The sequence below is a fragment of the Rhizobium esperanzae genome, assembly GCF_002204185.1.
Lineage (GTDB): Bacteria > Pseudomonadota > Alphaproteobacteria > Rhizobiales > Rhizobiaceae > Rhizobium > Rhizobium esperanzae.
This window is the reverse complement of sequence record NZ_MXPU01000006.1, coordinates 241,592-254,713: the sequence shown is the minus strand read 5'-3', so window position 1 is coordinate 254,713 and position 13,122 is coordinate 241,592. Positions and strand designations below refer to the sequence as shown.

The 13,122-nt window shown below is 62.5% G+C and carries 11 protein-coding genes; 4 read left to right on the top strand and 7 right to left on the bottom strand.

The window, feature by feature from the left end:
• Positions 1–8: 8 nt before the first annotated feature.
• The 4 genes from B5E41_RS11410 to B5E41_RS11395 are packed head-to-tail and all read right to left on the bottom strand — an operon-like array spanning position 9 to position 4,443.
• Positions 9–1,718 (bottom strand): dipeptide ABC transporter ATP-binding protein, encoded by a 1,710-nt coding sequence (locus B5E41_RS11410; protein ID WP_088393616.1) that lies wholly within the window; start codon positions 1,716–1,718, stop codon positions 9–11.
• Complete coding sequence (locus B5E41_RS11405; RefSeq protein WP_088393614.1) at positions 1,715–2,566, bottom strand: ABC transporter permease; 852 nt, start codon at positions 2,564–2,566, stop codon at positions 1,715–1,717. Before B5E41_RS11405 ends, B5E41_RS11410 begins: the two co-directional genes overlap by 4 nt.
• The gene (locus B5E41_RS11400) at positions 2,563–3,501 is read right to left on the bottom strand and encodes an ABC transporter permease (protein ID WP_088393612.1); all 939 of its coding nucleotides are present in this window, start codon (positions 3,499–3,501) and stop codon (positions 2,563–2,565) included. Before B5E41_RS11400 ends, B5E41_RS11405 begins: the two co-directional genes overlap by 4 nt.
• 51 nt (positions 3,502–3,552) lie before the next feature.
• Positions 3,553–4,443 (bottom strand): proline iminopeptidase-family hydrolase, encoded by an 891-nt coding sequence (locus B5E41_RS11395; protein WP_088393610.1) that lies wholly within the window; start codon positions 4,441–4,443, stop codon positions 3,553–3,555.
• A 126-nt stretch (positions 4,444–4,569) separates the two neighbouring features.
• Here B5E41_RS11395 and B5E41_RS11390 point away from each other — a divergent pair, with 126 nt between their 5' ends.
• Together B5E41_RS11390 and B5E41_RS11385 are read left to right on the top strand one after the other, a co-directional pair.
• Positions 4,570–5,358, top strand: coding sequence for a helix-turn-helix transcriptional regulator (locus tag B5E41_RS11390; protein WP_088393608.1), 789 nt, complete (start codon positions 4,570–4,572; stop codon positions 5,356–5,358).
• A gap of 69 nt (positions 5,359–5,427) precedes the next feature.
• A complete protein-coding gene (locus tag B5E41_RS11385; RefSeq protein ID WP_088393606.1) occupies positions 5,428–6,330 on the top strand; it encodes a proline iminopeptidase-family hydrolase in 903 nt (300 codons plus the stop codon).
• Positions 6,331–6,346: 16 nt separating this feature from the next.
• Here B5E41_RS11385 and B5E41_RS11380 read toward each other — a convergent pair whose 3' ends face one another.
• A complete protein-coding gene (locus B5E41_RS11380; protein WP_088393604.1) occupies positions 6,347–7,261 on the bottom strand; it encodes an acetamidase/formamidase family protein in 915 nt (304 codons plus the stop codon).
• A 260-nt stretch (positions 7,262–7,521) separates the two neighbouring features.
• Between B5E41_RS11380 and B5E41_RS11375 the strand changes: the two genes are divergently transcribed.
• Together B5E41_RS11375 and B5E41_RS11370 are read left to right on the top strand one after the other, a co-directional pair.
• Positions 7,522–7,776, top strand: coding sequence for a type II toxin-antitoxin system Phd/YefM family antitoxin (locus B5E41_RS11375; RefSeq protein ID WP_088393602.1), 255 nt, complete (start codon positions 7,522–7,524; stop codon positions 7,774–7,776).
• Positions 7,773–8,195, top strand: a complete 423-nt coding sequence (locus tag B5E41_RS11370) for a type II toxin-antitoxin system VapC family toxin (protein WP_088393600.1) — start codon at positions 7,773–7,775, stop codon at positions 8,193–8,195. Before B5E41_RS11375 ends, B5E41_RS11370 begins: the two co-directional genes overlap by 4 nt.
• A gap of 46 nt (positions 8,196–8,241) precedes the next feature.
• On the opposite strand, the gene B5E41_RS11365 is transcribed toward B5E41_RS11370, so the two are convergent.
• Both B5E41_RS11365 and B5E41_RS11360 read right to left on the bottom strand, forming a co-directional pair.
• Complete coding sequence (locus tag B5E41_RS11365) at positions 8,242–11,715, bottom strand: AAA family ATPase (protein ID WP_088393598.1); 3,474 nt, start codon at positions 11,713–11,715, stop codon at positions 8,242–8,244.
• Positions 11,715–12,983 (bottom strand): metallophosphoesterase family protein, encoded by a 1,269-nt coding sequence (locus B5E41_RS11360; protein ID WP_088393596.1) that lies wholly within the window; start codon positions 12,981–12,983, stop codon positions 11,715–11,717. Before B5E41_RS11360 ends, B5E41_RS11365 begins: the two co-directional genes overlap by 1 nt.
• Between the last annotated feature and the right edge of the window lie 139 nt (positions 12,984–13,122).

Below are 13,122 nucleotides of genomic sequence, written 5' to 3'. Positions count from 1 at the left end.
CTTCGTTGTTATGGCATGCGTTTGATGGGCTGGATCGGTATCGATTGCAGATCCTCCTTGCCGCCGGCGCCCTGCAGCAGCGGCTTGTCGGGATCGATGTCGGGAATGGCGGCGATCAGCGCCGCCGTATAGGCATGCCTAGGCCGCGCGAACACCTCTTCGCAGCGGCCTTCCTCGACGATCTCGCCGCGATACATGACGACCACGCGTTCGCAAAGATTGCGGACGATCGCGAGATCATGGGCAATGAAGATCAGCGTCAGGTTCATCTTCGCGGTGAGCTCGCGGAAGAGCTCGATGATCTGCGCCTGAATGGTGACGTCGAGAGCGGCGACGCATTCATCGGCAATGATCATTTTCGGGTCGACGGCGAGCGCCCGGGCGATGCCGGCGCGCTGGCACTGGCCGCCGCTCATGCTGCGCGGTTTGCGGTCGGCGAATTCGCGTTCGAGGCCGACGAGATCGAGCAGAGCGTCGATCCGCGCCGGGATATCCGCCTTCGCCACTTTGCCCTGCACCTTCAGCACCTCGGCAAGCATCTGACCGATCGTCAATCGCGGATTGAGCGCGTTATAGGGGTCCTGGAAAACCATCGCCGTTTCGCGCCTGAGTTTTGCCAGGCCCGCGCCCTTCTGCAGCGCCAGATCGACGCCGTCGAAAGTGACATGACCGGAGGAAAGGGACGTAAGGCCAAGCACGGCGCGGGCAAGCGTGCTCTTGCCGCTGCCGGATTCACCGACGATGCCGACCGTCTCCCCGGCCATGATCTGCAGGCTGACGCCGGAAACCGCACTGACCATCTTGGCGCCGCCCTTCAGCAGGCCGCCGCCGGCTCTGAACTGCACATGAAGATCGTCGATTTCAAGCAATGGTCCTGCCTGCTGGCCGGCGACCGCCACCTCGGGCGACGAGTTGGGAGTCTCGCCTGACATCGAAGGGTGGCTGTCGATCAGGCTGACTGTATAGGGATGCTGCGGCCGTGCGAGGATCGCCCGCTTCGGCCCCGCTTCAATCAGCTTGCCGCCGCGCATCACGGCAATGCGGTCGCAAGTCTGGGCGACGATGCCAAGATCATGGGTAATGAGAATTATCGACAGTCCGCGCCGGTCGCGAATATCGATCAACAGCCGCAGGATCTGTGCCTGGATGGTTACATCGAGCGCCGTCGTCGGCTCGTCGGCAATCAGGATCTTCGGATTGCAGGAGAGAGCCACGCCGATCATCGCCCGCTGCCGCATGCCGCCGGAAAATTCGTGCGGATAGCTGTCGTACTGACGCTTCGGATCGGGGAAGCCGACCTGCGCCAGGATATCAGTCGCGGCGGCGCGGGCCTCGCGGGCGCCGAGCCCCTGGTGATAGCAGATGCCCTCGGCGATCTGCTCGCCGACCCGCATCACCGGGTCGAGATGGCTGGTCGGGTTCTGGAAGATCATGCCGATCTCGCCGCCGCGCACCTTCAGCATCTCGCCGTCGTCGACCCGCATGAGGTCGCGTCCTTCGAGCAGCACCGATCCGCTTTCGATTTTCAACAGCGAGGAGGGGAGCAGCCGCACCAGGGAGCGGCAGAACAGGCTCTTGCCCGAGCCGCTCTCGCCGACGAGGCCGAGGACCTCGCCTTTGCCGAGGTCGAGCGAGACGGCGTCGAGCAGCGTGCGTGGACCGGGTTCGGCGTGCGCCCTGACCGTCAGATCGCGGACGGAGAGCAGCGGGCCGCTCATTCGTGCACCCCCAGCAATTCGCCCAGCGCATCGCCAAGCATACTGAAACCGAAGGCTAGGCACACGATGGAAAGGCCGGGGAACAGGGTGATCCACCAGGCCGTTGTGATGAAGCTCTGCCCTTCCGCGACCATGACGCCCCATTCGGCGATCGGCGGCTGGACGCCGAGACCGAGATAGCTGACAGCGGCGCCGCTGAGCAGCACCAGCGTCGCATCGGACATGGAAAAGACGATCGATCCGGCGATCGCGTTCGGCAGCAGGTGCCGGAACATGATCCGCGGGCGGCTGAAGCCGAGGCTGACGGCGGCAACGGCGTAGTCGCTGCTTTTCAGCACCAGCATCTGCGCCCGGATCAGCCGCGCATAGGACACCCAGCCGACCAGCGCCATCGATATGTAGAAGCTGCCGAGACCAGGGCCGAGAATCGCGATGATCGACAGCATCAGCACGAGAAAGGGGAAGGCGAGGATGATATCGACGAGACGCATGAACAGCGCGTCGACAACGCCGCCGAAGAAGCCGGCGACCGTGCCGACGGTCGTGCCGATCAGAAAGGGGAAGATGACGCCGATCAGCGCCATCTGCAGATCGATGCGCGCGGCCCAGATGACGCGAGACAGGATATCTCGGCCGAAATTGTCGGTGCCGAACGGGTGAAGCAATGACGGCGCCTGCAGCCGCACTTCGGCATTCTGCATGATCGGGTCATAGGGTGCGATGACGGGCGCGCCGACTGCCAGCAGGACGAAAAACAGCAACAGGCCGGCACCGACGGCAAGCATCAGCCGCCGGCGGAAAAACCGGCGCCAACCGGGCGATGCAGGCACGATTGCCTCGACGCTCATAACTTCACCCTCGGATCGACGGCGACAGTGACGATGTCGGCGAGGAAATTGATGAGCACGGTGGCGCAGGCAAAGACCATGGCGACGCCCTGAACCACCATGTAGTCGCGCGAAAAGATCGCCCTGACAAGCAGTTGCCCCATGCCGGGCAGCGCAAAGACGCTCTCGACCACCACCGTGCCGCCGATCAACCAGCCAATATTGACCGCAAGCAGGTTGATCGTCGGCACCAGCGAATTCGGCAGCACATGCCGCCAGAAGACGATGCCTTCCGGCATGCCGCGAGCGCGCGCCGCCGTCGCGACGTCCGATTTCAGCGCTTCGATCATCGCCGCCCGCAGGCTTCGCGTCAAAACGGTCGAGAGCGACAGCGCCACCGTCAGGCTCGGCAGCACAAGATGGGAAAGCTTGTCGCCGATGGTCGCGCCGTAGCCCGAAACCGGCAGCATGCCGAGCTCGACGCTGAACAGGATGATCAGCATCAGTCCCAGCCAGAAAGGCGGAAAGCCGATGCCGAAGGTCGAGACGATGCGCACCGCATGGTCCGGCGCACGACCGGCATTGCGCGCGGCGATCGCCGCCAGCGGCACTGCGATCAGAACCGACAGCACGACGCTGGAGGCGACGAGCGCAAGCGTCGGCTCGATGCGGGTGACGATCAGCTTCAGCACGTCGATCTTGTAGAGGATCGATTTGCCCATCTCGCCATTGGCGAGGTTCTTCAGGAAATAGACATATTGCAGCCACATCGGCTGGTCGAGGCCGTACTGGGCGCGGATGTTGGCAAGTGCCTCCGGCGTCGCACGCGTGCCGAGGATGTTGCGTGCGGGATCGCCGGGGATCAACCGAACGAGGATGAAGGTGATGACACTGATGCCGAAAATGACGGGCAGGAACTGCAACGGTCGCGTCAGAACGAATTTATAGCGATGCATGACGGCGATCGCCCCTTTGACTTCGTCGGCTCCGGTCCGCTCCCTCTTGCATCAGCCTGCCTCGTGCCGGGCCAGAAAATCGAGAAGCGCCGGATAGTAATCCTGCGGGTTCTCATAGAATGGCATATGGCTGGCATTGGCAAACACCTTGAGCTCGGCATTCTGCAGCGCCAGCTTCATCCTCAGCGCGCAGGCCGGTGTCAGCTCGTCATGTTCTCCCGCAGTGATCAGCACAGGCAGCGTCAGCCGCGGCAGATCGGCAATGCGGTTCCAGTCCTTGAGGTTGCCGATATAGAGAAACTCGTTCGGCCCCTGCATCGTCTCATAGGGCGCCATGTTCCAGTCGTCGAGAGAGCGGCGGACCGGCGCCGGCCATTCCGGCAGACGGCAGACATGGCGGTAGTTGAGGATGGTGACGGCGGCGAGATATTCGGGATGATTGTAGGTGCCCTGCGCCTCGTGCTTCTGCATCATCGAGACGGTTTCGGGACCGAGTGCGGCGCGCAGCCGTTCCAGTTCCGAAATCAAATGCGGCATGTCGGCGACGGTATCCTCGAGAATCAGGGTCTTGAGGTTCTGAGCGTAAGTCAGCGCATATTCGATCGCGAGCCACCCGCCCCAGGAATGGCCGAGCATGTGGACCTTGCCGAGCCCGAGCGCCTTGCGCACCGTTTCCGTCTCTTCGACATAACGGCCGATCGTCCAGAGCGAGGGATCGTCCGGCCGGTCGGAAGCGCCGGTGCCGAGCTGGTCGAAAGCGATGACACGATAACCCTTTTCGACGAAACAGGAGTGCGCCTCGCGCAAATAGTCGCACGGCAGGCCCGGGCCGCCATTCAGGCAGAAAACCGTCTCGTCGCCGGACCCGAAACTATAGGCGACGACGCGATAGCCATCCACACCGACCTCAAATCGCGCGTCCGGCTGCAATTCACGCCACATTGATTGCTCCAGCAGAAAATATCCCTTGCTCATTATTTGGGCATGGTTAAATTTTTACCGGAAATAGCGCTCCGTGCCAGCTATAAGAAGTGATAGGGTAGGGCGCTTGCCGAACCGGGGACGCCCATGCTTGATGACATCGGAATGATCAGACGGCAGTTTACGGCGCATGAAACGCTGGAGGGCCGGATCGACCAGGCTTTCGAGGCCATGAAGCAGCTGGGCTTCGAGGCCCTCATCTATGATTATACGCCGGTACCCTATGATATTGATGGCGTGATCATGGTACCGTCGCTGCTGAAGCTCAGGAACATCGCCGATGACATGCACGACTATTGGTTCGATCGCGGTTATTTCCGCATCGATCCGGTCCAACAGGTGGCGCTGCGCACCTCCGCACCGTTTTTCTGGAACTATGATCCCGACGCCGATACGCTGATCAGGCGTTTTATCAGCGAGGACACTGCACCGGTCATGCGCTATTTGAGTGAACGCGACATGTCGACCGGCGTCACTGTTCCGGTGCATATGCCGCGCGGAGACTACGCGACCGTCACCGGTATCCGTTTCGGCCGGAACAGCGATTTCGAACGACATGCGCTGCGCTATATTGCCGACTTCAACCTGCTCGCGCATGTCTTCCACGAGGCGGCCTATGCACTTTTCGACAGGAAGGCCAAAAGCATCGGCATCCGCCTGACAGAACGGGAGCGCGAGTGTTTGCGCCATTCTGCGGAGGGCTATTCGGCCAAGGAAATCTCCCGCATCATCGACCGTTCCGTACCCACCGTGGTCATGCATCTCAATGCCGCAGCAAAGAAGCTCGGCGCCCGCAATCGAACGCAGGCTGTGGTGCGCGCCACCCATTACCGCCTGCTTGAAGACCGGCCGACTCAGGACCTGCCCACCCTATAACTTGTGATAGCTGCCGTCGCCGTCGCCGCCGCGTTATGGTTCCCATACCTTGGAGGATTGGAGAAGTCGGTGGACGAAGTCGCAACAAGTGAAGCCTATCTGCCCTTTCGCGATTACCGGACCTGGTACCGCGTCACCGGTTCACTCGACAGCGACAAGTTGCCTCTCGTCGTTGCTCACGGAGGACCCGGCTGCACTCATGACTATGTCGATTCCTTCGGGGACATCGCCGCTCTCGATGGCCGCGCAGTCATCCATTACGACCAGCTCGGCAACGGCAATTCCACCCGCCTTCCCGACGAGGGCCCGGACTTTTGGACGGTCGGTCTCTTCCTCGAAGAGCTGGACGCTCTGCTCGCCCATCTCGGCATCCAGCATCGTTACGCCTTCCTGGGCCAATCCTGGGGCGGCATGCTCGGCGCCGAACATGCTGTGCGCCGGCCGCGAGGTCTGAAGGCGCTTGTCATCGCCAACTCGCCGGCCAACATGCACACCTGGGTTACCGAAGCCAATAGGCTTCGCCTGGAACTGCCGAAAGAGGTCCAGGACACGCTGCTAAAGCATGAAGAGGCGGGAAGCCTCACCCATCCGGATTATATCGTCGCCTCCCGCGTGTTCTACGATCGCCATGTCTGCCGCGTGGCGCCATGGCCGCCCGAAGTCGCACGCACCTTCGCGATCATGGACGAAGACAACACAGTCTATCGCAACATGAACGGCCCGACGGAATTCCACGTCATCGGAACGATTAAGGACTGGACGATCGAAGACAGGCTCGACCGCATCGAAGCGCCGACGCTGCTGATCTCCGGCAGGTACGACGAGGCGACGCCGCTGGTCGTGAGGCCCTATCTCGAACGCGTGCCCAGCTGCGAGTGGGTGCTCTTCGAACATTCCAGCCACATGCCGCATGTCGAGGAAAAGCAGCTTTGCCTTACGACGGTTTCCGGCTTCCTGTCGCGCTACGACTGACCCATAACCCGGTCCGTCACGATCGGCGAACCAGCCATTTCTTGGCAACCCGGCAGGCGATCGTATAGGCCGGATCGAAGACGTTGCCGACATCGTAACGCACCACCTGACCCAGCAAATGGCTTGCCGCCGTCTTGTCCAGGCCGTAGTCCGACGCGAGCCAGTTCAGCATTTCACTGGTGGCATGCTGAAGCGCCTGATCGAGCGGCCGGGCATTGCCGATGGTGAAGATGTCTTCGACGGTTTCGCCGCGCGGCCAGATGAGGCCAGCCTTCTTTTCCACCGTCAGTCGCACCGTCACTTCGAAGGTGGTCTCGACGCCGGTGCCGACGATCTCGCCATCTCCTTGCACGGCATGGCAGTCGCCCAAAAAGAAAAGGGCGCCCGGCGCCGATACGGGCAATCGTACGGTCGTGCCCGGACCAAACAGGCGATAATCCATGTTGCCGCCATATTCGCCGCTGGTCGCCGTCGAGATTGCCTGGCCAAGGCTGGGCGCAACGCCGAAACAGCCGATCATCGGCGCAAGAGGCAGAACGAAATTATCGAGACCGGAGACCGGCTCGGACAATCGGACCGTCAATGCTTCGCGGTCGATCTCCCATATCGCAATATCGCGCGGCGGCAGGTCGCGAACCGTTTCAGGATCGATGACATTGGCCGCGACGATGCTGCGCGTAAATCCAGTGTCCCTCGTCGGAATCATGCTGATGATCTCGACCTTCAGCGCATCTCCGGGCTCCGCGCCCTCTACGAAGATCGGGCCGTTCATCGGGTTGGGACCGGATGTGCGCCGGATGCCGTCCTTGTCATAGCCAATGGCGTCGAGCGTCTCCGTGACGACAGTATCGCCGTCAGCGATATGCAAGGCGGGCGGAAGAGAGCCGATGACATTGTGAAAGGTTGTCGGAATGAAGCGGTGAGTGGTCATGAGAATACGGCTCTTGCTTTTTTCATATATCATCAGGCCACGGCTGGGCTGCCAGGCTGAGAGTCGAGACTAGATCAGAGATGATCTGGGAAGCCAATATCCCTGCATCGCTCGTGTAGCCCTGCGTCGATTTCGCGATCGTGCCCCGACGTCTCCTGCCGCGAGACGGTCGGCTGATCCGCTCAGGAGCGTTATGGCCGATCTTGCCTTTCATTCTCCGGATGCTATATGTAGGTAAGTACCTACGTCGGAGGTGGATTATGAGCGTGACACATCTTTCCAGCCGCGAACTCAATCACGACGTGAGCAGGGCAAAGAAGGCGGCGCAATATGGTCCGGTCATCATCACGGATCGTGGGAAGCCATCCCACGTGTTGATGACCTATGACGAATTCGAGCGGCTAACCGGCAAGCCCCGCAGTCTCGTCGATGCTCTCTCAATGCCTGGCCTTTCGGATATCGACTTCGACCCGTCTCGTGTTGAGATCGCCCCCCGAGGAGTCGATCTATCTTGAAATATCTGCTGGATACCAATGTTGTTTCCGAGCTGCGCAAGGTCGGAGACGGCAAGGCCGATGCCAATGTGGTCGCATGGGCTGGAGCGCAAGATGCAACAGGGCTATGTATCTCCGCCATGACGATCCTGGAATTGGAACGTGGAATACTCGGCGTGCAGCGCCGCGACGCAGCGCAGGGCGCTCGTCTGCGTGCGTGGCTGGAAAATCAGGTTCGACCGGCATTCGCCGACCGTATCCTGCCGATCGACGATGCGGTCGCGACGCGCTGCGCGCATCTGCATGTTCCAGACCGGCGCAATGAAGCCGATGCCTTGATTGCCGCGACTGCCCTGGTTCACGGCCTGACCGTCGTTACCCGCAATGTCCGGGATTTCGAAGGCGCAGGCGTTATCGTGCTGGATCCGTGGCAAGATTGATCTTCCTGCCGAAACCAGAAGTGGCGCGGCGTTTCTTTGCGACCTGTCACGGCAGTTGATGTATGGTCACGTTCGGAACAACGTCTCGCGCGATCTCGCAGAGATGCCAATGGTGGGTTAGGTAGATAACCTGTCCGACCTTTGCCATTTCGCCGAGCAGGCGGAAAACCTCTTCGGAGCGGGGATTGTCGAAGCTCTCCATGATGTCGTCGGCGACGAAGGGTACGGGCCGGCGAAACGCTGCGAATTCCTCGTAACCCGCCAGCCGAAGCGCGAGGTAGAGCTGGAACTGAGTGCCGGTCGACATCGCATCAGCAAGCTTCGAACCACCGTCGCGCGACACGCCGATCAATATCTCCTTGTCCCGGTCGGGCTGGGTCGTCAGGCCGGAATAATTGCCGCCTGTGATCAGGCGAAAGGCCTCCGACGCGCGGTTCATCATCGAACTGCGATGTTTTTCCCGATAGATATGCAGCGCCTGTTCGGCCGCGAGCGTGCCGGCGCGCAGCGTCAGGTGCCGCACGGCCAGTTCCTCGATTTCAAGGAAAATGGTTCGGCGCTTGGCCTCGATCCGGGCCACGGCGTCGTCTCCGCCGACGGCCTCGAGCTTCTGCCGCGCCAGCGAAACGTCGGAATAGAGAAGCTTCGCACGCTCGGTAAGATCCTCGATCCGGGCACCAAGCTCCATGGCGTCGCGCTCGACCGCAGCGGCGTCGACACCGTCGAGGCGCTGTTCCGCCTCGGAAAAACTCGCAGCACGCAATGCCCCGGTGATCTGGTGGCGTAAGGTGGCCGCCCGCTCTTCCAGCCGGTCCCGCTCTCGGGACTGGTTCAGGAATGCTTCGACCGAAGCAAGCGAGTCTGCGGCGAAATAGCCGGTCAACTCGTCCTTGCGGGCATTGTGAACGGCCAGTTCCTCCTCCAGCGCACGCCTTTTTTCCAATTGCTTTTCGAGATCTGCCTGCCGGTCTGCCCGAAGCTGCGCCGCATGCCGCGCCGCCTCATGACGTTCCACGAGCGCGTTTGCGGAGGCGAGCGTATCCACCGCCGGCTGGCTGAGGCCGCAGTCTATAAGAAGACCGGCAATATGCTCGCGGAATTGCTGCTGGTCGCGCTCCATCGCGGCAACACGACTTGCGAGGTCATCCCTCTCCTTCAGGATGGAGGGCAGTGTAGCGAGCGCATTCAGCATTGCGCGGACGGCGGCCATCGAACCGGCCTTGTCGGCAAACCAAGTTCGCGACAGCGCCTCCGCCCATTCCCGCTCCCAGGCCGCCATGGCGGCTTCCGCCTCCTGCCGGTCGCGCTCGCGTTCCCTGAAATCGCGATTGAGATCGTCGAGCGCCTTCTCATGCGCCTGCCGCGCCGCCTGTTCCGCTTTCCCGGTGGCAAGCATATTGTTCGCAGTCTGCATCAGCTCGGCGACCGATAATTGGTCGACGCCATCATGACCGGCATCCGCAAGGCTCGCCGCAAGCGTCGCGACGTGCCCCTCCAGTTCGAGGCGAAGCGCGTCCACCGCGTCTTCGGCCCGTTGCAGATCGTCCCAGGCGGAAAGCGCCGCGGCTCGCTTGGCGCTCCATGTCTCGAGTGCGGCAATGCGCGCCGCGGCTTCGGCACCATATTCAATTGCACCCGGCAGCAGACCGCCGAGGCGCTCGCAGAGCGCCTCATGTTCGGCGCGCGCTTCGGCAAGCAGTTCCCTTTGCCGTTCGATCGCCGCTGTCGTTGCCGCTTCCGTCTGGCGGAGTTGGCGCAGTTCGGCCAGTTCCTGAGCGCGGGACAGCCGGCCCGCGGACAACATGTCGTCTTGTCGCATCCGCTCCTCGAATGTCTGAGCTGTGGCGGCATTCAGATTGGCGAGATGCACCTGCCAGGCGGCATCGCGTTCATCGCGCAGCCGCGCGGCTTGCCCATCGTCTATCGAACCGCCAGTGGCGACGGCCAAGATCCGGGCTTTGGTCAGCGCCTGTTCCGTACCGAGATCCCGCAGCCGTGCCTGATGATCCTCGATCCGCTTGTCGATAGAGGTCGCCTGGCCGCGCCAAACCTCGATCTGCCGAGGCTCAGCCGCAGCCGTGCGTTCTAGGGCGACGGCATCACCGGTCCAAGGTGCAAGCTGTGCGAATTGCTTCTCCTGTATTCGCTTCGCCTGGACAAGTGTGCGTTCCTCCATGGTCAGCCGCATCGAGAGATCAGACCCCGTCAGCCGGTTCAAGGCGATCTCGATGCGGCCGAGACGCGTGGGATCGAGGTGGCCGGCCGCATCTTGCGAGCCGCCTTCCTTGTTCAGCCTTTCGAGATTCTCTTGTGCTCGCACCAGTTCGCGGCCCGCCGCGGCCAGTTTGGCCTCGACGCCGGAGCGCCGTTCGATGAGATCGCGGACGACGCCGATCAGCGAAGCGGGCAGCAGCAGTGCCTCGGGCGCCGTATGGCCGGGTTGTTCGAGATCGGCCAGCAATCGAACCAACATGCCTTCCTGTTCGGCAAGCGCTAACCGGCGTTTCGGCAGATCGCTCTCCGCCGCGAGACAGCGCGCCCGCCCCTGATCCAGCAGGTCCATATGCGCAGCGACTGCCAGCCCCTTTTCGTCGATGGTGATCGCCTCGATCTGATCGGCAAGCTGGCGGAGCGTGCGGTCGGCGGCCTCGACAAGCGCCTGCAGCCGCGTCTCGTCGCGGGAAAGCTGCGGCAGGAGCGCATACCATTCGGAGGGCGGCCGCGGCAGATCGGCCATGCCGGCTATATCTACGATCAGCCGCCGGAGCTCCAGCGCCGCAGGCAAGGCGCCGAGAAGGCGCGTCAGCTCCTGATGCCGCGACTTGGTCTCGACCAGTTCCCGTGTGGTCGTGCTATAGGCGCGCTCGGCCTGCTCATGGGTCGATTTCAGGCCCGCATAGGCCGAGGCCAGCGTGTCGATGGCATTGCGCTCGGCCTTCAGCGCTTCGAGCGAGCGTTTGAGTTCCGCGAGCTTCGTGCTCGACGACCGCTTCCTGTAGATCCCATTGGCTTCATCGACGGCCGTCACCAGCGAACGGCTCAGGCCGGCAAGACCCGAGCTTGCCGAGAACAGCAGCTCGCCGAGCTCGCCCTTGCTTTGGAGGATGGCGTTGCCGCCTTCCTTGAGCGACTGGTCGTCGAGCGAGAACATAGTGCGATAGGCCTCGCGGCCGACGCCGCCGAGCGCGCCCGCGAGCAGCGCCTCGTTCACAGCCTGTCCCCGATCATCGACGAGGCTGCCGGTCCGCAATTTGAGCCGCGCCAGCTCGTGCTCCGCGCCACCGAATTCCAGCCGCGCACCGACCTTCATCGTGTTGTAGGGGTGCAGGAAATTGTAGCCGCTGCGCTCGCCTATGCCGTAGAGCAGATCGAGATAGGCGGCGAAGGTGGTCGACTTGCCCGCTTCGTTGAGGCCATAGACGATATGCAGATCGGGCGAACCCGGTCGGACCGCGCCGAAGTCGATCGAGTGGTCGGTGAACTTGCCATAGCGGACGAGATCGAGACGGCGCAGGCGCATCAGCTTTCCCCCCGGTCCGCAGCCTGCATCCGGGCGGCGATATCTTCGGCGCCGTCGGCGAGAAGACTGTCGATGAAGCGTTCGAAACCGGCCTCATCATGCCCGGCGAACGCCCGGCTCTCGGGCGGCAGGTCGGCGAGCAGGTCCCGAACCATCTCCCTGACTTCATTGCGAAACCCAGTGTGCGCGATGACCTCCTCGCGCATCAGCGCGCCGAGTTCGACGATGGGATCGGCGGCGGATTCGCCTGCCAGCGTCGACGGCACCTCGACTGCCAATTCCAGCTTCTCGATCCAGGTGCGGCCGATCAGGCCACCGCGCCGCTCGGCTTCCGCCTGCATGAGGTCAACATCGCGCCGCAGCTGCCAGGAGAGCGGCGTGCGGCCGGAAAGCCTGAGGCGTGCGACAAGATGCGGCGAAGCCGTGCGGTCGCGCTGCGCCATCAGCGCCGTCTCGACCATCATGGCCGCCTCACGCCAATCATCGACATCCGTGAGGTCGACATTGACGCGCTCGAACTGCGCAATGCTGGTGCGCCGCTCCTCGACCGTCACGGTCCGGTCGTCCGCCACGGTCACCAGCGACACGGTCTTGACCCCCGCTTCATTGATGTCGCGGCCCTGCGGCATGCCGGGCATGATGACCGTCGCCGTGCCGGGATAATGGCTGCGCTGGTGGAGATGGCCGAGCGCCCAGTAATCGAAACCCGAGGCATGCAGGTCGAGCACGCTGCAGGGCGCATAGACATCATGTCCGGCCGATCCGGCGAGGCTCGTATGCATGATGCCGATATTGACGGCATCCGCTACCGGTGGCTTGAATTTCGGCAGAAGCGGGTCCGGCGCTTGCGGCTTGGCGAAGCTCAGGCCGTGGATGGCGATCGAAAGGCTGCCCTTCGTCGCTTCCACGGTCTCGGCGTGGCCGCCGAATACCTTTACCGTATCGGGCATCACCAGCTCCCTGGCGATCTTCGACATCGCATCGTGATTGCCGCGGATCTTGAAGACGCAGATCTCCGCCCGGTGCAGCCGTTCCAGCTGGCTTGCCAGGAAGCGCGCCGTCTTCATCGACGTCTGTTCGCCGTCATAGAGATCGCCGGCGATGACCAGCGCATCGACCTGCTCTTCGAGGCAAAGGTCGACGATCGCGATCAGCGCCTGCCGGCTGGCGTCACTTACGAGATCGGCCAGCTCGGCGTTGCGAAGCGCCAGCGACCGAAGCGGAGAGTCGAGATGGAGATCGGCAGTGTGGACGAAACGATAAGCCATGAATGCAGAAAATCGCGTTGCGACAGGATGAGGAGCCGGTGCCGTCGGACCGATGAACGCGCGGTCGCTGTCACCTGGCCGTGAGCGAGAGAATATGGAGCACGCGTCCAAGGGGCGCGAGCGAAATGGGCCGGTAAAG